This is a genomic window from Yoonia sp. (genome assembly GCF_965660735.1).
Lineage (GTDB): Bacteria > Pseudomonadota > Alphaproteobacteria > Rhodobacterales > Rhodobacteraceae > Yoonia.
Window position 1 is genome coordinate 1 of sequence record NZ_CBFIBD010000011.1, and the last position, 26232, is coordinate 26232.

Consider the following 26232-nt stretch of genomic DNA (forward strand, 5'->3'; position numbering starts at 1 on the left):
CTTCTTTGAGCGGGAACAGTGCGTTGCCACCAGAGCCGACGTTCGTGGATAATTGGGCCGTCATCGCAGGTGGGCTGGCAGGTGGCGGTGCATTGTTCATGTTGCGCGACTGGATGGGCAAGGCAGGATTTTTCGGGATGTTACGTGCCGTTGCTGGCAGCTTGATGATTGCATTTCTGGCGTCTTTTGTAGCGGGCACGTTGATTGCGCCCCTTGCCGGATCGGTCATGGGGCCATTGTTGCTGCTTGCTGTTTTCCTGGGGCAACCACTTGTGCTGCTGACATGGTGCGGGGTGGGAGTTATCGCGCATCTTTTGCTGGTTGTCCGACGCCAGGACCTGATATCGCGCGATGACCGGGCGATTTCACAGCTGAGCCAATTGTCGCAGCTGAATCTCTATCGTCGCAAAATCGACAACTGATCCCGATAGCACAAGACAGGGTTGACGGGCGCATTTGCTGCGCCCGTTCTTTTATGTCTTGTCGCGGAAATTGCGGCTGACCTTGATCTGATCCCAGGCCCATACGACCTCTGCCAACTGTTCTTCCTGGCTGCGGTCGCCGCCGTTCATGTCGGGATGCAGCACCTTGATCAGCGATTTATAGGCTTTGCGAATCTCCGGTTTCGACCAGTTATCCTTGGCATCCAGTATTTCGATGGCACGGCGTTCCGTGGCGGGCAGTTTGCGCCCCACGGCGGCACCGCGGCCGGGGTTACGGGTCGCGTTCTGGCCCAGCACCTGGTGCGGGTCATCAACACCCAGCCGTGCCCAAGCACGTTCTTCCACGCTGCGCTTGAACGGTTTTGTAGGCCGGTCCCAGACGCGGTCCTTGTCCATTTGCGCGGCCAGTTCGGCCTCGGTCGTGCTGTCGAAGAAATTCCACTTCAGGTTATATTCCCGCACGTGTTCCTGACAAAACCAGAAATAATCATCCAGCACGTCAGGCGATTTGGGCGCACGATATTTGCCCCGTTCCTCGCACCCTTCGTGATCGCAAACACGGGTCGAGGTTTCGGACGCGCCGGACATACCGCGCCGACCGCGCGGGTTCTTTTTCTTCGAACTCGACACAGACATGTCAAAACCAAAGGGATCATTCTTTCTCATGGTGCATCTCACCTTTCCGACTCGGACAACAGACCTTAAACCCCCCAGCACAGGATTGAAGAGGGCAGGGATAAAATAATGGCAATCGAGACAGAAATTCGCACCGCATTGGAAAAATTATCGCCGACTCACCTTGAGGTGATCAACGAAAGTGCAAAACATCGTGGCCATGCGGGCGACGACGGATCAGGTGAAAGCCATTGGCGGATCGTGATCGCGGCACCTGCCTTGGCGGATAAAACACGAATTGCACGGCATCGGACCATTCATGCAGCCCTTGGCGCAGATCTGATCGGGCGTATTCATGCCCTTGCCATAGATATTCAGTAACTATTCGGCTGCAAGATCCGATGACGCTGGTTTTGCTGCCGCGACGACGGGCGGGGCCGGTTTTGCCTTTGGGGTGTTGATAACCGGGGACGAGGCGGCGCGCTTTTCGCGGCGAAACACCAGCATGTTCTGAAACACCGTTGTCTTGCTCATCAACCCTTCGCGTTGCTCGCAAGGCAGGGTATCGGTGCGCAGATATTCCCATCCATCTGCTGCAAGGTCGTTCATCGTTACTTCAAGCGCATTGGCAAAGCGTGCCTCGATAGATTTGGCACCTTTGACTTTCATGCCCCGCGTGGGGGCCGGCACGACCTTGTATTCATAGGACATCACGTCACCCCCTCGACTGCCTGCACAATATAGCGATCATGGCGCGAATTCCAAGTATGCCGCCGCTCAAAGCCCCAGCCTGGCCGACACGATCTGATTGACTGCCGCCGGATTGGCCTTGCCGCCTGTGGACTTCATCACCTGACCCACGAACCAGCCGACCAGTTTGGGGTTCGCCTTGGCCTTTTCGACCTGTGCAGGGTTGGCGGCGATGATCTCGTCCACTGCCGCCTCGATCGCGCCGGTGTCAGTGACCTGTTTCATGCCTTCGGTGTCCACGATCTCTTGCGGGTCGCGGCCCGTTGTGTAGCAGATTTCGAACACGTCCTTGGCGATCTTGCCGGAAATCACACCGTCCTTGATCAGTCCGATCAACGCACCCAGTTGGGCGGCTGATACAGGGCTGGTTTCGATGCTGTGGCCCTCTTTTTTCAGGCGTCCGAACAGTTCGTTGATGACCCAGTTCGCAGCCAGTTTGCCATCCCGCCCTGCGGCGACCTGTTCAAAATAGGCCGCGTTCACGACCTCGGCTGTCAGCACGGAAGCATCATAATCGGACAGGCCGAAATCGCTGATAAAGCGTGCCTTTTTCTGGTCGGGCAATTCGGGCAAGCTGGCCTTGATATCGTCCACCCAATCCTGTTCGATTTCCAGCGGCAGCAGGTCGGGATCGGGGAAGTAGCGGTAATCATGCGCCTCTTCCTTGGACCGCATGGATCGGGTTTCGTTTTTGTCAGGATCGTAAAGGCGGGTTTCCTGCACGACCGATTTGCCATCCTCGATCAGGGCGATCTGGCGGCGGGCCTCGACCTCGATTGCCATCTGGATGAACCGGGTAGAGTTCATGTTCTTGATTTCGCAGCGGGTGCCGAGATGGCTGAAATCCTGGCTGTCCTGATAGCGTTCGTAATCGCCCGGACGGCAGACCGACACGTTCACATCCGCGCGCAGGTTGCCGTTTTGCATGTTGCCGTCGCAGGTGCCCAGATAACGCAGGATCTGGCGCAGTTTCAGCACATAGGCGGCGGCTTCCTCTGGTCCGCGAATATCGGGGCGGCTCACGATTTCCATCAGGGCGACGCCGGTGCGGTTCAGGTCGACAAACGACATGGTGGGGTCCATGTCGTGAATGGATTTGCCTGCGTCCTGTTCCAGGTGAATGCGTTCGATGCGCACCAGCCGCGCCGTGCCGTCACCCATTTCAACCAGCACTTCGCCTTCGCCCACGATGGGATGGTAAAGCTGCGAAATCTGATAGCCCTGTGGCAGGTCAGGATAGAAATAATTCTTGCGGTCAAAGGCTGACACCAGATTGATCTGCGCATTCAGCCCCAGCCCGGTTTTCACCGCCAGCGCAACACAGCCTTCGTTGATGACGGGCAGCATGCCGGGCATGCCTGCGTCCACAAAGGCCACGTTGCTGTTCGGTTCCGCGCCAAACTGCGTGGAGGCCCCAGAGAAGAGTTTCGCCTTGCTGGCGACCTGCGCGTGCACCTCAAGCCCGATGACAAGTTCCCAGTCGTGTTTCGCACCAGAGATCACTTTGGGGGCAGGGGCGTCGTAGGTCAGGTCAAGCATTTGCGCATCCTTGAAAAATGGCGTTTCCCGTTCTCTAAAAGAACCGGTGCGCGGCTTCAAGCGCCATGCGCCCGCGTCTTAGTCTGCCTGCGGCTGTTTCAGCCAGGACCGGGACGCCGCAACCAGATTGACCGCAGGCGCATGTTTGCCCCCCAACGCCAACGTGGCCTTGCGCAACATGGCGATCCCGTCTTCGGCACTTTTCGGAAGTGCTGCCGCCGAAATCGGCTCGCCCACCGTAACCTTGTAGGGCTGACGGGCCTTGTTCAGTGTTTCATGGAACAAGGTGATGTCGCGCAGTGTTGGATGCAGCGCATCGAACAGATAGAACAGGGCGGAATTGCGGGCCTGAATGTTTACCGGGATCACCGGCAAGCCGAACTTTCGCGCGAGCATCGCCGCAGAGGCCATCCATGGCCGTTCAAATAGCTGCAAGCCCCGCCGTTTAGCCAGCCGCCCAGAGGGGAAAATCACGCCAAGCCGTCCTGCATCGGTCGCATCGCGGACATAGGCCATGGTTTCGCGGGTCTTGGCATGGCTGCGCAATTCCTTGCGCCATTCGACAGGGGCGATCATTGTTTCCATTTGCGGAAATACCCGCAGGATATCACGGTTGGCAAAGAAATAGGCATCGGGCCGCGCCCGCGCGATCAGGTGATGCAGGATAATTCCATCTGCAATGCCTGTGGGATGATTCGCCACGATCAATGCCGATCCATGTCCCGGAATATGGCCCATTCCGCTAACGGTCACGGTCTGCGCCAGCCGTTGCCCCATATAGCGCATGATGTCCGCCGAAGGTGCGTCCTTCAAATGCTGGGCGATTTGCACGGTCTTGTCGTAACCAAGCATCCTGTTCAGCCCGCCGCGCACCACTTTGGTGCCAGGACGATCACGATAAAGCCATGGCGCGCGCTCGGCGATCAGGGGGTCGATGCGATGTTTCATGCGGCAGTATTACCCGATTTTACGTAACAATCCCACAACATCGTGATCAAGAACTGACAATTCGCAATGCCGTTCGTGTGTTTTGCAACGCTTGCGCGAGGATCAATCAAGAATGCGGCTGACCATTTCCGTAGTGTCGCGTGACAGGTCGGGGGTGTCTGCGATCCGTTGCAGCGCGGCGCGCATCATCGCCTGACGTTCCGCATCATAGCGCCGCCATGTTGAAAACGCCGCTGTCATGCGTGCCGTTGTCTGCGGGTTCAGCGCATCCAGTTTGATCAGCCAATCCGCCAGCAGGGCATAGCCCGCTCCAGACGGGTGATGAAAGCCTGCAGCATTGCCCGCCAGCGCCCCAAAGACAGCGCGGAACCGGTTGGGGTTCTTCATGGTAAAGGCAGGGTGGTCTGTCAGCTTTTGCGCGGTTTGCACGGCGGCGTCCGGTGCGGCGCAACTGACCTGAAGCCCGAACCATTTGTCCATGACAAGGCGGTCGTCTTGCCATTCCCGTTCAAATTTGGCCAGTTCGGCAGCACCCTTGCCCGCCTTCAGCAATGTCGCCAATGCAGCCAGCTGTTGGGTCATGTTGTCGGCCGCTGTATATTGCGCGGCGGCCTGACGCCCCCCGTCGATACGCGCCAGCAGCGCCAGCACCCCGTTTCCCAATGTCCGCTTGCCTGCCTGATCGGCATCAGGATGGTAGGGTGCAGTGACGGTCATATCGGCATAAACGCGTGGCAGCAGGTCTTGCAGATGCTGCGCGATGTGCAGTTTCAGGGTTTCATGCGCGTCATAAATCGCGCTGGGGTCAGGCGTGTCGCCCGCGTCGACCAGCGCCTGCGCGGTATCGTCCTCGCTCGGAAGGGCCAGCACAAGGGCGCGGAACGCCGGATCAAGGCCGTCGTCGCGCAACACGGCCGCCAACCCGTCAAGATAGGCCGCATCAGGTGTCGCCCCGTCGCGCACCATTGCCACCAGCACATCCTGCGCCAGCGTTCGCCCCGCATCCCATTTGTTGAACGGGTCGGTGTCATGGGCCAGCAGAAATGCGCGGCGGGCGCTGGTCTGCTCATGCTCCAGAATTACTGGCGCTGAAAGGTCCCTCAGGATCGACGGAATCGGCCGGCTTGCCAGCCCGCCAAAGGTAAAGCTCTGTTCCGCTTGTGTCAGTTCAAGCAGTTGCGTCGGCACAACCTCATCCCCGTTTTCGTTCAGCAAGCCAACGGCGACGGGGATCACCAGCGCGTCCTTGTGATCCTGCCCTGGTGTGGGGGGCGTGTGCTGGCGCAGGGTCAGCGTATAGGTGCCATCGGTGTATTCTTCGCTGACTGCCACGCGCGGTGTGCCGGCCTGGCTGTACCATTTTGCGAATTGCGTCAGGTCGCGCCCGGTGGCGTCCTCGAACACCTTTAACCAATCCTCGATCGTGGCGGCGTCGCCGTCGTGGCGGGTAAAATACAGATCCAATGCCTTTTCATATGCGTCCGGTCCCACCAGACGGCGCAACATCCCGATGATTTCCGCCCCTTTTTCATAGATGGTGACGGTGTAGAAATTGTTGATCTCGACAAAGCTGGTTGGCCGTACCGGGTGGGCCAGCGGGCCGTTGTCCTCGCGGAATTGATGGGCGCGCAGGACCACTGCATCGTTGATCCGTTTCACAGCCTGGCCGCGCATGTCGCCGGTGAACTGCTGGTCGCGGAACACGGTCAGCCCTTCCTTGAGGCACAGCTGGAACCAGTCGCGGCAGGTGATGCGGTTGCCGGTCCAGTTATGAAAATATTCATGCGCGATGATCGCCTCGATCCGTTCGAAATTGGCGTCGGTGGATGTTTCCGGGCTGGCCAGCACGGCGGAAGAATTGAAGATATTCAACCCCTTGTTTTCCATCGCCCCCATGTTGAAATCATCGACAGCAACGATGTTGAACACGTCCAGATCGTATTCGCGCCCGTAGACATCCTCATCCCATTTCATCGACTTCTTCAGCGCCTTCATGCCAAAAGCGCATTTGCCCTCGTCGCCCGGACGCACCCAGATGTTCAGGTCAACATCCCTGCCTGACATCGTGGTGAATGTATCAGGTTGGTTGACCAGATCACCCGCCACCAGCGCGAACAGATAGGCAGGTTTCGGCCACGGGTCGTGCCATTCCGCCCAACCGTCACCCGACGTGACGGGATTCCCGTTTGACAGTAACACCGGCAGGTCGCTTTCGATGCGCACGGTGAACACGCCCATGACGTCGGGACGGTCAGGGTAGAATGTGATCTTGCGAAACCCCTCGGCCTCGCATTGTGTGCAATACATGCCGCCCGACATGTAAAGCCCTTCGAGGGCTGTGTTGGTGTCCGGGCTGATTTCGACCTCTGCCTCGAACACGAAGGGCGCGTCAGGCACGTCGCACCGCAGGCCCGTTGATGTAATTTCGGGGTCGATGGATTTGCCGTCGATCCTGGCGCCGATCAGACGCAATTGTTCGCCATGCAAAAAGAAGTCGCGCGTCGTGGTTGCGGGGTTGGGCCGAAAGGCGATGCGCGATGTAACCCGCGTGGCTGTCGGGGTCAGTTTGAATGTCAGTTGAACGCTGTCCACCACATAATCAAACGGTGCGTAATCGCGCAGATATATCGTTTGGGGGGCAGCGTCTTTCATTGACTTTCCTTTGTGCGTCACCACGTCAAGAGGAGAAGATAGAAGGGCGGGGTGACTTCCACAACCGTCCGATACTGAAAGGAGAGAAGATATGTCTGCACCAGACAGCGAACCTGAAAAACAGGTAAAACGCCACCGTCCGTCACTTTTTGCAATCGCGGCCGCTGTTGTTGTTGCACTTGCCTTGCTGCTCGGTTTTCTGACGGTTGTCGTTGAACGCGGCGCTACACCTGACGGTGCGACGACGCAGATCGACGGGCGCACCGGCGATGTCGTTGCAGAATAGGTGGCATCGCATCGCAGTGTCGGCGCGCTGATGCCGCAAAGTCGCAATAAGGCGGACCTGCCGCAAAAGACATGTATGACATGCGGGCGACCGTTCGCGTGGCGCAAGAAATGGGCGCGTGTCTGGCACGAGGTGCGGTATTGTTCCGAAAGATGCAAGCGGACGCGGCCAAAGGCGTGATCTTTCGAATTGGTCAGAAAATATGACCGCAGATGTTGCCTATCGGAAACTTTTATTCTAATCCACGCGACAGTATTGTGTGTGCAACTGTATGCAATCAGCCAGGGGGATTATCATGAGCGACCGGATTGAAAAACACGGGCTTCAGGTAGCCGCGGAACTCGCGACATTCATCGACGATCACGCGCTGCCCGGCACAGGGCTTGACAGCGATGCCTTTTGGGCTGGATTTGCCGGTTTCGTTGGCGAAATGACCCCGCGCAACCGCGCTCTGCTGCAAAAACGTGAAGATCTGCAATCGCGGATTGATGCGTGGCACATCGCGCACCGCGACGCCCCGCATGACCGAACCGCTTACGAAGCATTCCTGCGCGAGATCGGGTATCTGGTGGAAGAGGGCGACGATTTCGAGATTGAAACTACCAATGTGGACCCCGAAATTGCCACTATCCCCGGCCCGCAGCTTGTCGTGCCGATCACGAACGCCCGCTTTGCGCTGAATGCCGCAAATGCCCGCTGGGGCAGCCTGTATGATGCGTTCTATGGCACCGACGCCATGGGCGAGGCGCCGCCAAAAGGCCCCTACAACCGTGGTCATGGCGCGCGTGTCGTTGCCAGGAGCCGTGTGTTTCTGGATCAGGCCTTTCCGATCGAAGGCGCCAGCCACGCCGATGTGCGCCGCTATTATGTCCATGACGGCGCTTTGCTGATCGACGATCTGCCACTGCGCGAGCCTGAAAAATTCGTGGGCTATCGTGGCAACCCCAAGGCCCCTGATACGGTGCTCTTGGTGAATAACGGGTTGCATGTTGAACTGGTGTTTGATCGCGCCCATCCCATCGGCAGCCGAGATCAGGCGCTGCTGGCTGATGTGCGCATGGAAAGCGCCGTGACCGCGATCATGGATTGCGAAGACAGCGTCGCCTGCGTCGATGCCGAGGACAAGGTGCTGGCCTATACCAACTGGCTGGGCCTGATGCAGGGGCATCTGACGGCGGACCTGCAAAAGGGTGGCAAGACGATCACCCGCCGTCTGGCCGACGATCTGACCTATACGGCCCCCGACGGCAGCCCGCTGGTGCTGAAAGGGCGCGCGCTTTTGTGGGTGCGCAACGTGGGCCACCTGATGACGAACCCCGCCATCCTGGACGCGCAGGGCGACGAGGTCTACGAGGGGTTGATGGATGCCATCGTGACCACGCTGATCGCGATGCACGACCTGATGCGCGAGGGGGGCAATTCCGCCCACGGGTCTGTCTATGTGGTCAAACCCAAGATGCACGGCCCCGAAGAGGTTGCCTTTACCAGCGACATCTTTGCAAAGGTCGAAGACATCCTTGGCCTGCCGCGCCACACCGTCAAGATCGGTATCATGGACGAGGAACGCCGCACGACCGTGAACCTCAAGGAATGTATTCGCGCTGCAAAATCGCGCGTGGCCTTTATCAATACCGGTTTTCTGGATCGCACCGGCGATGAAATACACACCTCGATGGAGGCCGGGCCGTTCAGCCGCAAGGATTTCATCAAGCGCAAGCAGTGGATCGGCGCCTACGAGGATCAGAACGTCGATATCGGGCTGGAGTGTGGATTTTCCGGCAAGGCCCAGATCGGCAAGGGCATGTGGGCCATGCCCGACCTGATGGCGGCCATGCTGGAACAAAAGATCGAACACCCCAAGGCCGGTGCGAATTGTGCATGGGTGCCCAGCCCCACGGCGGCCACGCTGCACGCACTGCATTATCACAAAGTCGATGTGATGGCCGTACAGGCCCGTTTGCGGGCGGGCGGGCGGCGTGCCTATGTGTCGTCGATCCTTGATATTCCGCTGGCGCAATACCAGCGCTGGACCGATGCGCAAAAGATCAAAGAGGTCGAAAACAACGCCCAGGGTATCCTTGGCTATGTGGTGCGCTGGATCGACCAGGGCGTTGGTTGTTCCAAGGTGCCCGACATCAACAACGTCGGTCTGATGGAAGACCGCGCGACGTGCCGGATTTCAAGCCAGGCGCTGGCCAACTGGCTGCATCACGGTGTGGTGTCCGAAGTGCAGGTGATGGATACGATGCAGAAGATGGCCATTGTGGTGGATGCGCAGAACGCCGATGATCCGGCCTACCGCCCCATGGCGCCCGACTTTGACGGGATCGCCTTTCAGGCAGCCTGTGATCTGGTGTTCAAGGGCCGCATCCAGCCGTCTGGCTATACAGAGCCAATTCTGCACCAGCGTCGTCTGGAACTGAAAGCACAGCGCAATCATTAACGGCGGGTGGATTAAGCCCACCCCATGGGAAACTGGAACATGGCAGAGATATCAGCAAGCAAGGCGCGGACGATCATCCGCAAGGCATTCGCCAAAGGCGCGGAACTGGACCTGAAACCATTGTCGGTCGTGGTGCTGGACGCAGGCGGTCACGTCAAGGCCTTCGAACGCGCCGATGGTGCGGCGCCGGGCCGGTTCGGGATCGCACATGGCAAGGCCTATGGGTCTGTGATGCTGGGTATCGCGGGCACCGCGCAGATGGCCCGCGCAGAACAGCAAGCCTATTTCATGGCCGCAATGAACGGTGTCTATGGCGGGCAGGTCGTGCCGGTGCCGGGCGGTGTTCTGGTGCGCGACAAGCGTGGCGCTGTGATTGGCGCGGTCGGCGTGACCGGTGACACATCCGACAATGACGTGATCGCCGCCATGGCCGGGATCGAGGCCGCCGGGTTGGTTGGCGAATCCTGATATACCCGGCTGGTGCTTGTTGCACTCAACGCGCTGCGGGTATTGCAGACATCTTCCGATTGCCTAAATCATAGGCGTTAGTGTCGCCCCGCACGGCATGTGCGTGGGTGACAGGGCGCTTGTGCATCGACGCCACCTTCCGTTCCGGGGCGATTGGCGCTATGCACGTGCGAACGCGAAAGGATTATGCATGCCCCGGCCCGTGATCGGAATTATCGGCAGTAGCCATTTGATCAATAACCAGTATGTCGTGCTGGGTGCAGGGCAGATGAACGCGCAGGCCGTGTCAGAGGTGTCTGGCGGTATTCCCATGATCGTCGCAACCGATCCGCGTGTTGTCTCGGTCGAGGAACTGATGGCCACCTGTGACGGTTTCCTGTTCACCGGCGCACGGCCCAACGTCCATCCCGAGGAATATGGCGAAGAACCCACCGACGCGCATGGTGATTTCGACCGCGACCGCGACCGCATTTCGCTGCCGCTGATCCGCGCCTGCGTGGCACGGGGCCAGCCCATCATGGGGATATGCCGTGGCTTTCAAGAGGTGAATGTCGCCATGGGTGGCACGCTGCACCCGGAAATCCGCGACCTTCCGGGCCGTGACAACCACCGCATGCCCCCCGATGGCACGCTTGAGGAAAAGTTCGAATTGCGCCACGAGGTGCGGTTTTCTGACGGGGGTCCGTTTCACCGGCTGCTGGGGCGTCCTGCGGTGATGACCAATACGTTGCATGGTCAGGGGATCAAGTCCGCAGGCCCGCGCATTGTCATCGACGGGCACGCCCCCGACGGCACGCCAGAGGCGATTTATATTGCAGACGCACCTGGTTTTACATTGTCTGTGCAATGGCACCCCGAATGGAACGCCTGTGCCGACCCGGTCTCGCGCCCACTTTTCGAAGCATTCGGCGACGCCTGCCGCGCATGGTCTGCGGGCGCACTGCGCAAGGCGGGTTAACCGCTGACGTAGATCAATAGACCGCAGCGGCGGCGCTGGTATGGCTGGCCCACAACAATGGGGCCTGATATGAAAATCCTGATCGCCTATACCTCGACCGAGGGGCAAACCCGCAAGATCGTGCAGTTCTGCGCGGACTACCTGAACGCGGAAGGGCACACCGTCGAACTGCTGCCTGCGGCCGATGCACATGGCACCGACCTGTCCCGCTTTGATGCAATGCTGCTCGCGGCCTCTGTCCACGGGGGAAAATACCAGAAACCGATGGTCAGACTGGCGTCAGCTAGGACCGGCGAGCTGAATCAGATGAAATCAGCCTTTCTGTCTGTTTCGCTTGCTGCGGCGGGCACGGATGAGGATGACTGGAAGGGCTTGCGCGATGTCGTTGACCGCTTTGCGGCCAAGACGGGCTGGTCCCCGAAAACGGTGATGCATGTGGCGGGGGCATTCCGGTTTTCTGAATATGATTTCTTCAAGTCATGGGCGATGCGCTGGATCGCGGCGCAAAAAGATGAAGATGTCGATCCGCATGAGGACAAGGAATACACCGACTGGGAGGCGCTGCGGAACACTTTGGATGAATGGATCGCCGGGGGCGGATAAAACGCTTGGGGTTGTGCATTGCGTTACTTTGCACCACAGTTTCGTAAACGATTACGGAGCTAGTGGTGAAACGATCCCGCATCAATGAAATCATGGCAGAGGCGGATCAGATGATCCGGTCATTCGGGTTTGTCCTGCCACCCTTTGCCCACTGGACACCTGCGGAATTCAGGGCGCGCGCTGCACAGACGCAGGCGCTGATCGATGCCCGCTGCGGATGGGATATCACCGACTATGGCGCGGGCCGCTATGATGAAATGGGGCTATTTCTGTTCACGTTGCGCAATGGTCGCCTGGCCGACCTGCAACGCGGCGGGGGTATGTGCTATGCCGAGAAGCTGTTGATCTCAAAGCAGGATCAGATTTCACCGATGCACACACACGTGATCAAGGCCGAAGACATCATCAACCGTGGCGGGGCAACGATGGTGATCGAACTTTACGGTTCTGATCCTGACGGGAACTTTGATGAAAAAGCCGGTGGCACGGTCATGTGCGACGGGCTGCGCCGGGACTTTGCAGCGGGCGAAAAGCTGCGGTTCGCACCGGGCGAAAGCGTGACATTGATGCCCGGCGACTGGCACGCGTTCTGGGGCGAAGGTGGCGACGTGCTGATCGGGGAGGTATCCACCGTCAACGACGACGAGACCGACAATATTTTTCGCGATCCAATCGGGCGATTTTCGCAGGTAGAGGAGGACGCAGCGCCGACACATCTTTTGGTGAGCGACTACAAGACCTGGCTGGCCTAGGGGGGGGAAGAATTTTCGCGAAAATTCTCCGCCCCCTTGCTGCTGTCAGAGGATCAGATCGAAGGTCTTGTTCAAGGGCAATTCGCGCACGCGTGTCCCTGTCAGGTCAAACAGCGCATTGCCCAGCGCGGGCATCGATGGTGGCGTACCCGGTTCACCAACGCCGCCCAGATATGGGTTTGTTTCAAGGATGCGCACTTCGAATTCGGGCACATTGTGCATCCGCATTGCGTCATAGTCATAGAAATTGCCCTGCTCCACGGCACCATCAGTGAACGTCAGTTCACCCTGCATCGCGGCCGAGAAGCCATAGACCGCGCCCGACGTCATCTGCGCTTCAATGATCGACGGGTCAAGTGCCGTGCCGACATCGCAGGCGATCCAGCATTTGTTGATTCTGATGCCATTACCGGTATCTTCGACCTCGACCACTTCGGCGACGGGCGTTCCGAATGAATAGGTAAAGCCGATCCCACGCCCGATGTTGGCGGGCGTCTGGCCGGTCCAGTTGCACATCTCACCGACTGCGGCGATCACGCCGGCCGATGGGGCGTGTTCGCGCTGCGCCAAATCCAGCCGGAATTGCAGTGGGTCCGCGCCGGCGGCATGGGCCATTTCATCGATAAAGGTGTCGAAAAAGAAACCGTTGTGCGAATTGCCGACAGACCGCCAAGATCCTATCGGCACATCGATCCCGGTCAGATGGCCCGTGATCCGGAAATTGGGAATTGCATAGGGTTGATCCGCTGCCCCTTCGACGTGTGCCCGGTCAGGCCCCGGCGGGATCGTGCCGACGGCGCGCAGGGACGACTGGTGAATAACCGACGGGGCCGCGATCTTGCCGTCCACCAATTGTGCGGCGCCGTCCCTTAAGACGCCGCGGAACTGCGCCATTGCGGCAGGCCGGTAGAAATCATGGCGCATGTCTTCTTCCCGGCTCCATGTCATGCGGATCGGTGTGCCGGGCATGGCTGCGGCGATGCGCGCAGCCTGTACAGAAAAATCCACCTCTGCCCTTCGACCGAACCCACCGCCCAGCAGCGTGGTATGCACAGTTACATGTTCAGGCGCGAGCCCGACAGCTTCGGCGCATTTGTCCCGGGTGATGACAGGTGCCTGATTTCCGGACCAAAGCTCCAGCGCGTCACCGGTGAAAACTGCGGTCGCATTCATGGGTTCCATCGTGGCGTGGGCCAGAAAGGGCACGACGTATTCGGCGGTGATCTCTGTTCCGTCCACGGTGGCGGTGACGTCACCATCGTCGCGGGTTGTGCTGTTCGGGTCGTCATCGAGCGAGGCTTTGATCGCGTCCATCAACCCGGCGGTGTCGGCGGGATAGCTTGACTCTTGCCAGGTGATATCGACCGCCTGCGCGGCCTGCATGGCGAGCCATGTGTTGCTTGCCACGACACCAATCCCATCGCCCAGATCAATGATCGCCGCGACACCCGGCATGTCGCGCGCGGCGCTGTCGTCGAATGACACCATGCCACTGCGGCGCGGATTGATCCGCACAGTGGCGAATTTCAGGCCGTCCAGTTTGGTGTCGGCAGCGTAATGCGCCGTGCCGGTGGATTTGGCCACCACATCGGTGCGTGGCATGGATTTGCCAAGGTATTTCCATTCCGATTTCGGACGCAACGCCGCGTCGGGCGGTGTGATGTCGCGCACGGCTTCAGCCAGTGCGGTGTATGCGAGCGTTGTGCCGTCCGGTGCGATTACGGCGCTGTTTTCGGTGCGTAGACTGTCGGCAGCCACGCCCAATTGCGCAGCGGCCGCCAGTTTCAGCGCTTCACGGGCGGATGCGCCTGCATGGCGCATCCGCTCATAAGCGTCCTTGGTCGAGGTCGAACCGCCGGTGATCTGCAAGTTGAGCAGCTTGCCGACCATGCCGATGCCTTGCCGCAGGTTGTGCTGAAAATCACTGTCGGCATAGTGATGAAAGGGCAGGGCCATCCCCAGTATCGCCTGATTGTAATAGGCCTGCGCAGGCGGGCCATGCAGAACGGTGATATCGTCCCAGGCCACGTCCATTTCTTCGGCAACGAGCGCGGCAAGCGTTGTGTGGACCCCCTGGCCCATTTCCGCGCGGGGCGCGATGATGGTGATGCCATCGGTGTTGATCAGGATGTAGGGGTTCAGTGTGGCCTCTCCCGCACCGGGGGTCAGCGGGTTGGGGGCGTCCTTGCGGACCTGATAGACACCAAATGCAACTCCGCCCGCAATCGCGGCTGAACCAATAAGAAACGTGCGGCGGGCGATCTTTCCGATACTGGCCATTGCTCAAGCCTCCTGAATGCGCTGGGCGGCGTCTTTGATGGCGGCGCGGATGCGCGGGTAGGTGCCGCAGCGGCACAGGTTGCCCTGCATCGCGTCATCGATGTCCTGATCGGTAGGGTTCGGGGTCTGGGCTAGAAGGGCGGCGGCGTTCATGATCTGACCGGATTGGCAGTAACCGCATTGGGCGACCTGATGATCGACCCAGGTTTGCTGGATCGTCGCCATGTTGTCGGGGGTGCCAAGACCTTCGATCGTTGTCACCTCGCCCCAGACATCGGCAAGGGCGACCTGACAGGATCGCACTGCTTCACCGTCGATATGCACGGTACAGGCCCCGCAGGCGGCAACGCCGCAGCCGAATTTTGTGCCAGTCAGGCCAACCGCGTCGCGCAGCACCCACAGAAGAGGTACATCATCGGGCAGGTCTACGCTGTGGGATGTCCCGTTGATCGAAAGTGTCGTCGGCATGTCGGGCCTCTGTAGTGAAATGAACGGTTTGGTTCAGATTAGGTGGAAACGATCCCTGTGACAAGCATTGGCGCCAGAGAAGGTGCGGTGATGTTGCTCAGGTCATTTCCGGACTATTGATCAGCGCGGGAATCTTGTCTTTGAAACGGAAAAACCCATGGGTGGCATGGGGCCAGGCGGCGTTGTCATACGGGCGGATCATTCGGTGTGTCCGGGTATTGGCAAGGGCATCGGCGGTGGGGCCGACCGGCATATATGCCGTCACGATCTGTTCGATACCGTGCTCTTGCGCCCATGTTTCAAGGTGTGCGGCATCGACATAGGCCACAGGGCCCAGGCGCCCGACAAAGCGCGCAGAGCAATCATCAAGTGCAGCGCGCGTGAAACCCTGCACCTGTGGCGCAACCGCAAGTGGGCTGCGCTGTGGGGTTGTATGAACCACGGCCGCGGCGACCGGTGTGATCTGTGCCAGCAGCCAACCCGGCGACAAGTCTTCTTCGGTCAGCAAAAGGCCGGTGCGTTTGGTTGGATCAATCCGCGCTGATGCAGGTAACGGCCCGGCAGGCGGCGGCAGCGGGCCGTCAAGCGGGATCGCCGTTGTCGCAAGGTCGTTGGGTCTGAACCGGCCATTTGTATATTTTTCGATATTGTCTGGCCGGGCCAGATACGTCTTGCCCCGGGTTTGCAGCCCGCCCACCCAGCGCCAGGACAGCGTATTGGAGGCCGGATCGCCATCAAGAAGGTGCCGCAGAAAGAAATCCGCGCCCAGCGTCCATGGCAGGCGCAAGGTGAATATCCAGATCGAGGCGAACCACATCCGCGCATGATTGTGCAGATACCCCGTTGTCACCAGTTCCTGCGCCCAGTGGTCAAAACAGGAAATGCCGGTGTCACCCTTGCAGGCGGCCTCCCAGTTCCGCCGCAATCCGCTTTCGGTCTGCACCCGGTTCAGGGCGGCACCCAGTTCGGTCTTGTAGGCCGTCCACACCGATGGCCGCATTTCAAGCCAGCCTTTCCAATAAGTGCGCCAGAATACCTCCTGGATGAATTTTTCCGCCGCCTGCGGGCTGTGACGGGCAAGTGTGGCGCGCAATACATCCGATTCGGTGATGATCCGGTGCCGGATATAGGGCGACAGGCCGGACACATTGGAGCGGTCATCATAATTTCGCCCACCGGCATAGGTGCGCCCCGCATACGGGATAAAACTCTGCAAAAGTTGCAAGGCGGCGGTGTAGCTGGGTTCATGCATGCCCAGAAAGCTAAGCCGGGCCGGGGCCGTTTCAAGCGTTGCGGGTTCTTGACACGGGCGGTCCGCCAAGCCAACGCTGCGCCATGTTTGATTTACGCCCCGTGGGATATGTCATCGGTCTGGTTGTGGCAACGCTTGGATTGACCATGCTTGCCCCGCTGATGGCCGACCTGCTGGCCGGAAACGGGCATTGGTTCGTCTTTTTCCAAGCGGGCGTGATCACCATGCTGACGGGCGGATTGGTGGCGCTGGCTTGTGTGAACGGGGTCAGCGCCGGGTTGTCGTTGCGCCAGACCTTTCTGTTGACCTCGCTGGTGTGGCTGACATTGCCGATCTTTGCGGCGCTGCCCTTTATGCTGGGGGCGCCACAGTCCAGTTTCACCAACGCATTTTTCGAATCGATGTCGGCGCTGACAACCACCGGGTCCACGACATTTGAAAATCTCGATCAGTTGCCCGAAGGTTTGCGCCTTTGGCGTGGTATCCTGCAATGGCTGGGCGGCGTCGGGATCATTGTGGTGGCGATGGTCTTTCTGCCTGAATTGCGCGTCGGCGGGATGCAGATTTTCCGGTCAGAGGCCTTTGACACCATGGGCAAGATCCTGCCGCGGGCCGGGCAGATCGCCAGCAGTATCGCCGTGATTTACGTGGCGCTGACCGTCGCCTGCGGATTGGCCTATAGCGCCACGGGCATGTTGCCATTCGATGCGTTCGTACATGCGCTGACCACGGTTTCGACCGGCGGCATGGCCAATTACGACAGTTCGTTTCAAGGGTATGGGGCAGGGGCGCATTACGTCGCGGTGGTCTTCATGGTGCTCGCGGCCTTGCCGTTTGTCCGCTATGTGCAATTGCTTGCGGGCACTGCACGGCCGTTGTGGCGCGACACGCAGGTGCATGGGTTTTTCATCGTCATCGGTTTTTGCGTGATGCTGATCACGGCGTGGCTCTGGGGCCGCGAAGGGGTGATGACCGAAATTGCCTTTCGCGAGGCCCTGTTCAATGTGACGTCGATCATTTCCGGGACCGGGTACGCCAGCGCCGATTATATGACTTGGGGCACATTTCCCGTTATGATGTTTTTCTTCATCGGACTGATCGGGGGCTGCGCCGGATCGACCGCTTGTTCGGTCAAGATCTTTCGCTATCAGTTGCTGTTCGCCTCGATCAAAAGCCAGATTCGGCAAATTCATTCGCCCCATGGAATCTTCACCCCGCGCTATGACGGTCGCCCCGTCAGCGAGGATGTGCTGAACTCTGTCATGGCGTTTTTCGTGGCTTTCCTGTTGTCACTGGGTGGCACGGCTGTTCTGCTGGGGATGACGGGGCTGGATTTCATCACATCGGTGTCCGGGGCTGCGACGGCGATCGGCAATATCGGTCCGGGGCTGGGTCCGCAGATTGGTCCGGCGGGGAATTTCGTAACGATTAACGACACCGCCAAATGGATTTTGGCGATGGCTATGTTCGTGGGACGGTTGGAAGTCATGGTCGTGCTGACCGTTGTTTCGTTGAAATTCTGGCGCGGCTGATACTTTACCAGCAGCTGATCAGAACAGCGACGTCAGCGGCCTGACGGGTAAGTGCCACGGGCGAGATAGCTGCCGCAGGCGTGCTGCGCTGCGCCTCGATGCCCTGTGTCTGCAATGCCGTCACAATCTGATCAGCGTCAATTGCGAAATTCACCTCTGCTGGCAAGATGCGGGCAGCGCCCTCTGCGCGTGGCAGCAACATGCCCAAGACGGTGCCGCCTTCGGAAAACACAGGACCGCCTGCGTCACTGCCTTGGGGCAGAATGGCAAGGCGGCTGAACCGCGCATCGCCTGTCAGCCCGCGGATATCGACCACCTGCCCAAAGGTCAGCGTCGGTGCGCCAAGTGCCCCGTTGAACGGATAGCCCGCCACGGCAATCCGGTCTTGTAGACGGGGCAGGCCTGTCTGAAATGTGGCAACGCCAAGTGGTGCAAGGGCCTCGGTCGGGCGTAAAAGCGCGATGCCCAAAGCGTCATCCGTAAAGCTGACCGTTGCCTCATGTTCGCGATCAATGGTGATCCGCGCGCAATTCTGAACCGCCTCTGGCGTGGTGATCACTGCACCATCGTTTGTGACATAAAAGCCGGACCGCGATAGCTGCGGCTGGCGCACGGACAATCCGGCGACCATGTCAACGGTCTGGTCTGCGGGTGCGGGCACAATCATGGGGTCAAGCACACCATCCAACCGTTCAAAGCTGGCGCGCATTTCATCGAGAACACGCTTGCGCCTGGCGTTGTCACCATCGGGCCAGACCAGCATGAAACCCTTGATCGCGCCGTCCTGCAAGGTAGCGGTGGCATATGAATGGATGCCATTTCCAATTCCCTCGATTTCAAAGCTGTCAGGCGTCAGGCCGCGCGCTCCGTCCGGGGGCACGAGATCGAGTATTTGCAGGACTTCGTATAATCCGGTCAACTTGCCCATATCGCCCGCCTGAGAGATGAACATCACCTTGGCCTGCGCGATGTCGCCACTTGCTTCAAAATGGACAAAGGGCGGTTGGTATTCGGTAAACGCAACGACATCAGTCGGAATCAGCATCTGAATGCCCGACGCCGTGTCGCGGACCAGCCGCAAATTCATTCCTTCCAGGATGCTGTTGTAATCCTGCAATAGCCTGTCGCGTTGTCGCGATGTCAGGACGCCCGTCGGTTCCAGCCCGTTCGCCCGCTGCCAGGCCTGCATCGCAGCGCGTGTGCCACGGCCAAAGACACCGTCGATCGCCGCCTGGTAAAATCCGGCCCATTTCAAGGCGCGCTGAAGTTCCGCGCGCGCTTCTCCTGACAAGGCGCCCTCGGCTGCGCGGGCCTGTTGTGGCGTTTCGGCGGTTTCTGGCGTGGGATCCCTGGGCAGGTCCGCAGGGGTGACCGGTGGGGCCGCGATGATCGGATCGCCAGTAGGGGGCGTGGTGGCTTGTCCGCCGCCCACTGGCCAGAACTGTTGTCTGAAAAACTGGCCGCTTTTTACGAAACTGTCGGCGGGCACGGCCCCACGGTCCAGCAGCTGCGCAAGCGTGGCCTGGGCCTGCGGTGCATCGAACGGGCCGATGACAATGCCATAAAACCCGTCACCCAGATAAAAACCATGCACCCCGTCCAACTGCGCGGCATAGGTGCGTGCGCTGTCCTGGGCCCCTGTCAACGTCTGGCGCGCCTCGATCTGAATCCAGAACCGGTCTTGTGCTGCGGCGGGAACGGTCAGCGCGACAAAAAGGAATAGTGCGGTGAGTGACCTGATCATGGATACCCCAGAATTCTGCATGATTTGCCCCGCAACAGGTACGGCGCAATGAAATGTGGCGGACAATCCGCCGGTTTTCGCCACTTGGTGTCGGGCGTTGCCTGATTGACCCTCGGCGCGCTGCACCCTATTGAACCCGTCAAAGCAGACGAGGGTTAAGATGGCCGAAAAACCACGCAGTTTTCAAGAGATCATTCTGCGGTTGCAAAACTACTGGGCGGCGAAAGGCTGTGCCATCCTGCAACCCTATGACATGGAAGTGGGTGCGGGCACCTTTCACCCTGCCACGACCCTGCGCGCGCTGGGATCAAAACCCTGGGCTGCGGCCTATGTGCAGCCCTCGCGCCGTCCCACCGACGGGCGTTATGGCGAAAACCCCAACCGGTTGCAGCATTATTACCAATATCAGGTGCTGATCAAACCCAGCCCGCCTGATATGCAGGATCTTTACCTTGGTTCGCTTGCCGCCATCGGCATCGACGCCACCATGCACGACATCCGCTTTGTCGAAGACGACTGGGAAAGCCCCACGCTGGGGGCCTGGGGACTGGGCTGGGAAGTGTGGTGCGACGGGATGGAAGTGTCGCAGTTCACCTATTTCCAGCAGGTCGGCGGCCATGACTGCCACCCGGTATCGGGCGAGCTGACATATGGGCTGGAGCGTCTGGCGATGTATGTCCTGGGCGTCGATCATGTGATGGACATGCCATTCAACGACCCTGACGCGCAAATTGCGCTGAAATACGGCGATGTATTCAGACAAACCGAGGAAGAATACGCCCGTTGGAACTTCGACGTGGCCGATACCGACACGCTGCTGCAACATTTCAAGGACGCCGAGGCGGAATGCCAGCGTATTCTTGACGCCCCGCATGACGACCCCAAGACCGGCAAGCGGATCATCATGGCGCATCCCGCCTATGACCAGTGCATCAAGGCCAGCCATCTGTTCAACCTGCTGGACGCACGCGGTGTGATTTCCGTGACCGAACGGCAGGCCTATATCGGACGGGTGCGCACACTGGCCAAGGCATGTGCCGATGCCTTTGTCCAAACCAATGCGGCAGGGGTCGCTGCCTGATGGGCCGTATCGCAATCGTGGGAATTCTGGTCATGGCACTGGTCGCGGGGATCGCGCTTTATTACCTACAGGTCTATGCTTACTACGACAATGTGCAGCCTGGGCCCGATCAGGTGCAACTGACCTCTGTCACCGCTGGCGCGCCTGAACCCATACCGTTCGACGATTTTACAGGAATCGATTCCGACAGCAGCCCGATCCGCTATCGCGCCTGTTTCACCACGCCGTTGTCGCAGGCGACGCTGAGCGAAACCTATGTTATCGCCGAAAATGCCGAACCGCTGGTCGCACCCGGCTGGTTCGATTGCTTTGACGCCGAACAGATCGGTGCCGATCTGCAAGGTGAAGCGATTGCCTTTCTCGGCACCGAGAACATCACCTATGGCATCGACCGCATCGTCGCGATCTATCCCGATGGCCGGGGTTACGCCTGGCACCAGATCAACGCCTGCGGCGAAGTCGTCTTTGACGGTGACCCGGTTCCCGACACCTGTCCACCCGTACCCGAAAGCCTGAACTGATGCCTGATCTTCTGATTGAACTCTTTTCCGAGGAAATCCCGGCGCGCATGCAATCCCGCGCGGCGGAAGACCTGAAAAAGCTGGTGACCGATGGTCTGGTAGAGGCCGGGCTGACCTACGCGGGCGCTGCGGCCTTTTCGACACCGCGCCGTCTGGCGCTGTCGGTCGAGGGGCTGACAGGCGAAAGCCGCGCCACCCGCGAAGAACGCAAGGGCCCCAAGGTTGGCGCGCCGGAAAAGGCAGTGGAAGGTTTCGCGCGCGGGGCAGGGGTGGACCCTGCCGCACTGGAAGTGCGCGACGATAAAAAGGGTCAGGTCTATTTCGCAGTGATCGAGAACCCGGGCCGTCAGGCTGCTGATATCATTGCCGAAGTGCTGGAAAAGACGATCCGTAATTTCCCATGGCCGAAATCCATGCGGTGGGGTGATGGCAGCCTGCGCTGGGTGCGGCCGCTGCATTCGATCCTGTGCATTTTATCAAATGACGACGGCACCGAAATTGTGCCGCTGACGCTGGACGGGATCACCGCTGGTAATACCACGCGCGGGCACCGTTTTCTTGCCCCTGATGCCTTTACCGTCACCGGATTCGAGGATTATGAAGCCAAGCTGAAACGCGCGCATGTCGTGCTGCGCCCCGATGAACGGGCGCAGGCGATCTGGCACGACGCGACCCATCAGGCATTCGCCATGGGGCTGGAAGTGGTCGAGGACAAAGGCCTGCTGGCCGAGGTGGCGGGGCTGGTGGAATGGCCGGTCGTTCTGCTGGGGCAGATCGATGATGCTTTTCTGGGCCTGCCGCCAGAAGTGCTGCAAACATCAATGAAGGAACATCAAAAGTTCTTTTCCGTGCGCAACCCCAAGACAGGGCGTATCGAACGCTTTGTCACCGTGGCGAACATGGAAACGACGGACAATGGCGCGACCATCCTTGCGGGCAACCAAAAGGTGCTGGCGGCACGGCTGTCGGACGCGAAATTCTTTTGGGAAAACGATCTGCGCACGGTGAATACTGTGGGGTTGGAGGGCATGGGCGCGGGGCTGACCGATGTGACCTTCCACAACAAGCTGGGGTCGCAGGCCGACCGTGTGGAACGGATCGAGGCACTGGCGCGCGAAATCGCCCCGCATGTGGGGGCCAAGCCCGATCTGGCAGCCGAGGCCGCACGGATCGCCAAGGCTGATCTGCAATCAGAAATGGTCGGCGAATTCCCCGAATTGCAGGGGCTGATGGGGCGGTATTACGCGCAGGCGGCGGGCCATGACGACGGCGTGCCAGAAGCCTGTCAGGACCATTATTCCCCGTTGGGACCGTCTGATGATGTGCCGACAGCGCCGGTGTCGGTGGCCGTGGCGCTGGCCGATAAGATCGACACATTGTGCGGGTTCTGGGCGATTGACGAGAAACCGACCGGGAGCAAGGACCCATTTGCGCTGCGCAGAGCGGCGTTGGGGGTTATTCGGTTGGTGTTGGAAAATGGTAGTTTTTCGTTGGCGCCAATAATCGCGCTTAGTTTGATCGACCATTATCATCGCTTTTACCGGCAGTTGAGCCTTGAGGCTCGCATGAAAATTGCCGACGCAGCAGGAAAACTTGGTATTAGTCCGTTTGATGTCGAGCGGCTGAAAATTGAATCGCACCGTAAGAAACTATCTACAGACAGCTTAGCTCAGTTAAGTGAGACTGATGTCGATGAGCGCGTCGCAAAGACCATGCTACCATACTACTTCAATCTCCTCGCCTTCTTCCACGACCGCCTCAAGGTCTTCCTCAAGGACAAAGGCATCCGTCACGACATCATCGACGCTTGTATCGCCATGCCGGGCAATGACGACCTGACCCTTCTGGTCAAACGCGCCGAGGCGCTGGCCGCAACACTCGCCACCGATGACGGGGAAAACCTGTTGCAGGGGTTCAAGCGCGCCAACAACATCCTGACACAGGCCGAGGAAAAGGATGGCGTTGAATATTCATTCGGCGCCGACCGCAAATTCGCCGAAGATCCGGCCGAAATCGCCCTGTTCGACGCGCTGGATGCTGCGGATGCAAAGATAGCACCTGCCATGGCTGCACAGGATTTCAGCACCGCGATGACCGCTATGGCGGCACTGCGCGGGCCAATTGACCAATTTTTCACCGATGTGCAAGTGAACGCCGACAGCCAGATTTTGCGCCGCAACCGGCTTAACCTCTTGTCGCGCATCCGGAAAATCTGCCTGTCCGTCGCTGATCTGACAAAAATCGAAGGGTGACAGAAAAACTGTTACCTTCGCTTTACGTGGTAATGCTTCCTCTTCTATGCTGCACCTGAACAACAGGATGATGCCGCAGTGCAGCAACAGGCCACATACAAACAGTTGACGCTGATCACCCCCACCGCGGCGATGTCGGCGGACGTGCATGGTGGACGTGCGAAATGCCTGCAACGGCTGATCCGGCTGGATATGCCGGTGCCGGTCACGGTGGCGCTGTCGTTCGATGCGGTGCGCGAGATTGCGCTGGGCCGGATGCCTGATATGGTCGATCTGATGGCGCCCTTTGGCGATCAGCCGCTGCTGTCGGTGCGCCCGTCAAGCCTTGACCCCGACTGGGGCGGCCCGGGGGCTATCCTGAATATCGGCATGAACGCCGAATGCCATGCAGAGATGGCGAAAACGGTCGGGGCGCGGGCCGCAACAGCGCTTTATCTGCGGTTCGTGCAATCCTACGCGGTGCATGTCGCGCGGCTGGACCCCGATGAATTCGACCTGCCCGCCGTCGCCACAGAAGACAGCCTGCGCGCGATGCTGGCCGCCTATGAATTTGAAACCGACGAGCCCTTTCCCGATGACCCCGCCGTGCAACTGGCCGAGGTGCTGCGATCCATGGCGCGTGCATGGGAAGGCACAACCGCCCGGTTGTTGCGGCAGGCCAAGGGCGCGCCGGCAGACGCGGGGCTGGGCCTTGTGGTGCAAGCGATGGCGCTGGGCGTGGGGCAGGGCGAATGTGGGTCCGGCGTGATTCAGTATGTGGACAGCACGACAGGTCAGCGCCGGATCAAGGGCCGCTATCTGGGCCAAAGCCAAGGCCGCGAGGCACTGGGCGACGTGGAGGGTGCGATTTACCTGACGCGCGACGACCGTGGCCCTTCGCTCGAGGAACATTGCCCCGATACATTCGCGCAACTGGTCGCCTATGGCGACCTGTGCCGCCGCAAGCTGCGCGAAGAAATGCAGGTCGAATTTACCATTGAAGACGGGCAGTTGCACATTCTGGATGCGGTGCGCGTGCAGCGCAATTCGCGCGCGTCGGTGCGGATCGCCGTGGCCCTGGCCGAGGACCGGATCATCCCGCGTGAAGAGGCGCTGATGCGGGTGGAACCTGCCGCGCTGTCGGAACTGCTACACCGGCAGGTGGACCCGACCGCGAAACGCGACCTGATCGTGCGCGGCATCGCCGCCAGCCCCGGTGCCGCCGCAGGCCGGATCGTGCTGACCGCCGCCGAGGCGCAGGCAAGTGCCGCGCGGGGCGAACCCTGCGTGCTGGTGCGCCGCGAAACCACGCCAGAGGATATTCGCGGGATGCATGCCGCGCAGGCCGTGCTGACGATGCGCGGCGGTGTGACCAGCCATGCCGCAGTGATCGGGCGGGGCTTGGGCGTGCCGTGCGTCGTGGGGGCATCTGAACTGGCGATTGATCGCAAACGCGGTCTGATCATTGCGCCGGACGGCCGCAAATTCGCCGCCGGTGACGTGATCACGGTGGATGGCACAACCGGTCAGGTGATTGTCGGCGAGCCACCGATGCTGGAGGCCGCATTGGATGGTGCCTTCAAGACGCTGCTGGACTGGGCTGATGAATTTCGCGACATCGGGGTGCGGGCCAACGCCGACACCCCCGCCGATGCGCAGACCGCCCGCAATTTCGCCGCCGAAGGTATCGGGCTGTGCCGGACTGAACACATGTTCTTTGAAGGCGACCGGCTGGGGGTCATGCGCGAGATGATCTTTGCAGAGAGCAGCGATGACCGCCGCGCGGTGCTGGACCGCCTGCTGCCGATGCAGCGGGCCGATTTTCAGGCGCTGTTCGGGATCATGGCGGGTAAATCGGTTTGCGTGCGCTTGTTCGACCCGCCGCTGCATGAATTCCTGCCGTCCGACAAACAGGGCCTGCGCGATCTGGCCGAACAGCTTGCCCTGCCAGTGGCGGATGTGACCGAACGGGTCGACGCACTTAGCGAATATAACCCGATGCTGGGGATGCGCGGTGTGCGGCTTGGTATCGCGATCCCCGAAATCTATGACATGCAGGCGCAGGCGATTTTTGAGGCGATGGCCGCCGTGGGCAATGCCGGCACCGACATCGCAGTCGAGATCATGATCCCGCTGGTCAGCGCCATGCGCGAGGTCGAACTGGTCAAGGGGCGTATCGATGCCGTCGCGAATGCGGTGCGGTCCAAGACCAAGACAAAGCTGGATTACCATCTGGGTGTCATGGTCGAGACACCGCGTGCGGCACTGCGCGCGCAGGATATCGCTGAATATGCTGAATTTCTGTCGTTTGGCACAAACGACCTGACGCAGATGACATATGGCTTGTCACGCGACGATGCGGGCCGGTTCATGTCGGCCTACGTGCAGCAGGGTGTCTATGTCGAAGACCCGTTTCACACGCTTGATATCGAGGGCGTCGGCGAACTGATCGCGATCGGAGCAGAGCGTGGCAGGCGCGGCCGGTCCGATGTCGTTTTGTCGATTTGTGGCGAACATGCAGGCAGTCGTGTGGCGATTGAATTCTGTCGTGCGCATGGATTCGATTACGTCTCATGTTCGCCGTTTCGCGTGCCGGTTGCCCGCCTGACCGCCGCCCAATCGGCATTGCGTGACAGAATGAAAACCTGAAACTACCCGCCGTATCG

General features: G+C 59.8%; 22 protein-coding genes and 1 pseudogene. 14 read left to right on the plus strand and 9 right to left on the minus strand.

Going from position 1 to position 26232, the window contains the following annotated elements; all coding sequences use genetic code 11:
- Positions 1–422 (plus strand): annotated as a pseudogene (locus tag ACTG4B_RS06280) (hypothetical protein); the annotation flags it as partial.
- Positions 423–473: 51 nt separating this feature from the next.
- Here ACTG4B_RS06280 and ACTG4B_RS06285 read toward each other — a convergent pair.
- Positions 474–1109 (minus strand): J domain-containing protein, encoded by a 636-nt coding sequence (locus ACTG4B_RS06285; RefSeq protein ID WP_439154840.1) that lies wholly within the window; start codon positions 1107–1109, stop codon positions 474–476.
- Between the two features lie 78 nt (positions 1110–1187).
- Between ACTG4B_RS06285 and ACTG4B_RS06290 the strand changes: the two genes are divergently transcribed.
- Positions 1188–1439, plus strand: a complete 252-nt coding sequence (locus ACTG4B_RS06290; RefSeq protein ID WP_439154841.1) for a BolA family protein — start codon at positions 1188–1190, stop codon at positions 1437–1439.
- Here ACTG4B_RS06290 and ACTG4B_RS06295 read toward each other — a convergent pair whose 3' ends face one another.
- The 4 genes from ACTG4B_RS06295 to pepN all read right to left on the minus strand — a co-directional run bounded on the left by ACTG4B_RS06295 (position 1440) and on the right by pepN (position 6947).
- Positions 1440–1769 carry a DUF4177 domain-containing protein gene (locus tag ACTG4B_RS06295; protein WP_439154842.1) on the minus strand — a complete coding sequence of 110 codons (330 nt, stop codon included), beginning with the start codon at positions 1767–1769 and terminating at the stop codon, positions 1440–1442. It lies immediately after the preceding gene.
- Between the two features lie 66 nt (positions 1770–1835).
- Positions 1836–3347 (minus strand): Asp-tRNA(Asn)/Glu-tRNA(Gln) amidotransferase subunit GatB, encoded by a 1512-nt coding sequence (gene gatB, locus ACTG4B_RS06300; protein ID WP_439154843.1) that lies wholly within the window; start codon positions 3345–3347, stop codon positions 1836–1838.
- Positions 3348–3425: 78 nt separating this feature from the next.
- Positions 3426–4295 (minus strand): 1-acyl-sn-glycerol-3-phosphate acyltransferase, encoded by an 870-nt coding sequence (locus ACTG4B_RS06305; protein ID WP_439154844.1) that lies wholly within the window; start codon positions 4293–4295, stop codon positions 3426–3428.
- Positions 4296–4397: 102 nt separating this feature from the next.
- Complete coding sequence (gene pepN / locus ACTG4B_RS06310) at positions 4398–6947, minus strand: aminopeptidase N (RefSeq protein ID WP_439154845.1); 2550 nt, start codon at positions 6945–6947, stop codon at positions 4398–4400.
- A 91-nt stretch (positions 6948–7038) separates the two neighbouring features.
- Here pepN and ACTG4B_RS06315 point away from each other — a divergent pair, with 91 nt between their 5' ends.
- The 7 genes from ACTG4B_RS06315 to ACTG4B_RS06345 all read left to right on the plus strand — a co-directional run bounded on the left by ACTG4B_RS06315 (position 7039) and on the right by ACTG4B_RS06345 (position 12457).
- Positions 7039–7233, plus strand: coding sequence for a hypothetical protein (locus tag ACTG4B_RS06315; RefSeq protein ID WP_439154846.1), 195 nt, complete (start codon positions 7039–7041; stop codon positions 7231–7233).
- A 30-nt stretch (positions 7234–7263) separates the two neighbouring features.
- Positions 7264–7413 carry a DUF2256 domain-containing protein gene (locus ACTG4B_RS06320; RefSeq protein ID WP_439154897.1) on the plus strand — a complete coding sequence of 50 codons (150 nt, stop codon included), beginning with the start codon at positions 7264–7266 and terminating at the stop codon, positions 7411–7413.
- Between the two features lie 115 nt (positions 7414–7528).
- Entirely contained in the window at positions 7529–9676 is a 2148-nt protein-coding gene (locus tag ACTG4B_RS06325) for a malate synthase G (protein WP_439154847.1), read from the plus strand.
- 39 nt (positions 9677–9715) lie between these two features.
- On the plus strand, positions 9716–10144 hold the full coding sequence (locus ACTG4B_RS06330; RefSeq protein ID WP_439154848.1) for a GlcG/HbpS family heme-binding protein: 429 nt from the start codon (positions 9716–9718) through the stop codon (positions 10142–10144).
- Between the two features lie 190 nt (positions 10145–10334).
- The gene (locus ACTG4B_RS06335) at positions 10335–11102 is read left to right on the plus strand and encodes a gamma-glutamyl-gamma-aminobutyrate hydrolase family protein (RefSeq protein WP_439154849.1); all 768 of its coding nucleotides are present in this window, start codon (positions 10335–10337) and stop codon (positions 11100–11102) included.
- A gap of 69 nt (positions 11103–11171) precedes the next feature.
- Positions 11172–11705, plus strand: a complete 534-nt coding sequence (locus ACTG4B_RS06340) for a flavodoxin domain-containing protein (protein WP_439154850.1) — start codon at positions 11172–11174, stop codon at positions 11703–11705.
- A 65-nt stretch (positions 11706–11770) separates the two neighbouring features.
- Complete coding sequence (locus ACTG4B_RS06345) at positions 11771–12457, plus strand: D-lyxose/D-mannose family sugar isomerase (protein WP_439154851.1); 687 nt, start codon at positions 11771–11773, stop codon at positions 12455–12457.
- 45 nt (positions 12458–12502) lie between these two features.
- Here the strand turns inward: ACTG4B_RS06345 and ACTG4B_RS06350 are convergent, their stop codons facing one another.
- The 3 genes from ACTG4B_RS06350 to ACTG4B_RS06360 all read right to left on the minus strand — a co-directional run bounded on the left by ACTG4B_RS06350 (position 12503) and on the right by ACTG4B_RS06360 (position 16457).
- The gene (locus ACTG4B_RS06350) at positions 12503–14737 is read right to left on the minus strand and encodes a molybdopterin cofactor-binding domain-containing protein (protein WP_439154852.1); all 2235 of its coding nucleotides are present in this window, start codon (positions 14735–14737) and stop codon (positions 12503–12505) included.
- 3 nt (positions 14738–14740) lie between these two features.
- Positions 14741–15205 carry a (2Fe-2S)-binding protein gene (locus ACTG4B_RS06355; RefSeq protein ID WP_439154853.1) on the minus strand — a complete coding sequence of 155 codons (465 nt, stop codon included), beginning with the start codon at positions 15203–15205 and terminating at the stop codon, positions 14741–14743.
- 97 nt (positions 15206–15302) lie between these two features.
- Positions 15303–16457 (minus strand): FAD-binding domain-containing protein, encoded by a 1155-nt coding sequence (locus ACTG4B_RS06360; RefSeq protein WP_439154898.1) that lies wholly within the window; start codon positions 16455–16457, stop codon positions 15303–15305.
- Positions 16458–16540: 83 nt separating this feature from the next.
- On the opposite strand from ACTG4B_RS06360, the gene ACTG4B_RS06365 reads away from it, so the two are divergent.
- Positions 16541–17989: a TrkH family potassium uptake protein gene (locus tag ACTG4B_RS06365; RefSeq protein ID WP_439154854.1), complete on the plus strand. Its 1449-nt coding sequence runs from the start codon at positions 16541–16543 to the stop codon at positions 17987–17989.
- A gap of 4 nt (positions 17990–17993) precedes the next feature.
- On the opposite strand, the gene ACTG4B_RS06370 is transcribed toward ACTG4B_RS06365, so the two are convergent.
- Complete coding sequence (locus ACTG4B_RS06370) at positions 17994–19733, minus strand: serine protease (RefSeq protein WP_439154855.1); 1740 nt, start codon at positions 19731–19733, stop codon at positions 17994–17996.
- 160 nt (positions 19734–19893) lie between these two features.
- On the opposite strand from ACTG4B_RS06370, the gene ACTG4B_RS06375 reads away from it, so the two are divergent.
- The 4 genes from ACTG4B_RS06375 to ACTG4B_RS06390 all read left to right on the plus strand — a co-directional run bounded on the left by ACTG4B_RS06375 (position 19894) and on the right by ACTG4B_RS06390 (position 26215).
- The gene (locus ACTG4B_RS06375; protein ID WP_439154856.1) at positions 19894–20814 is read left to right on the plus strand and encodes a glycine--tRNA ligase subunit alpha; all 921 of its coding nucleotides are present in this window, start codon (positions 19894–19896) and stop codon (positions 20812–20814) included.
- Positions 20814–21335, plus strand: coding sequence for a DUF6446 family protein (locus tag ACTG4B_RS06380; RefSeq protein ID WP_439154857.1), 522 nt, complete (start codon positions 20814–20816; stop codon positions 21333–21335). The genes ACTG4B_RS06375 and ACTG4B_RS06380 overlap by 1 nt, the downstream gene beginning before the upstream one ends.
- Positions 21335–23587, plus strand: coding sequence for a glycine--tRNA ligase subunit beta (glyS, locus tag ACTG4B_RS06385; protein WP_439154858.1), 2253 nt, complete (start codon positions 21335–21337; stop codon positions 23585–23587). Before ACTG4B_RS06380 ends, glyS begins: the two co-directional genes overlap by 1 nt.
- A gap of 78 nt (positions 23588–23665) precedes the next feature.
- Complete coding sequence (locus ACTG4B_RS06390; protein WP_439154859.1) at positions 23666–26215, plus strand: putative PEP-binding protein; 2550 nt, start codon at positions 23666–23668, stop codon at positions 26213–26215.
- Positions 26216–26232 lie beyond the last annotated feature (17 nt).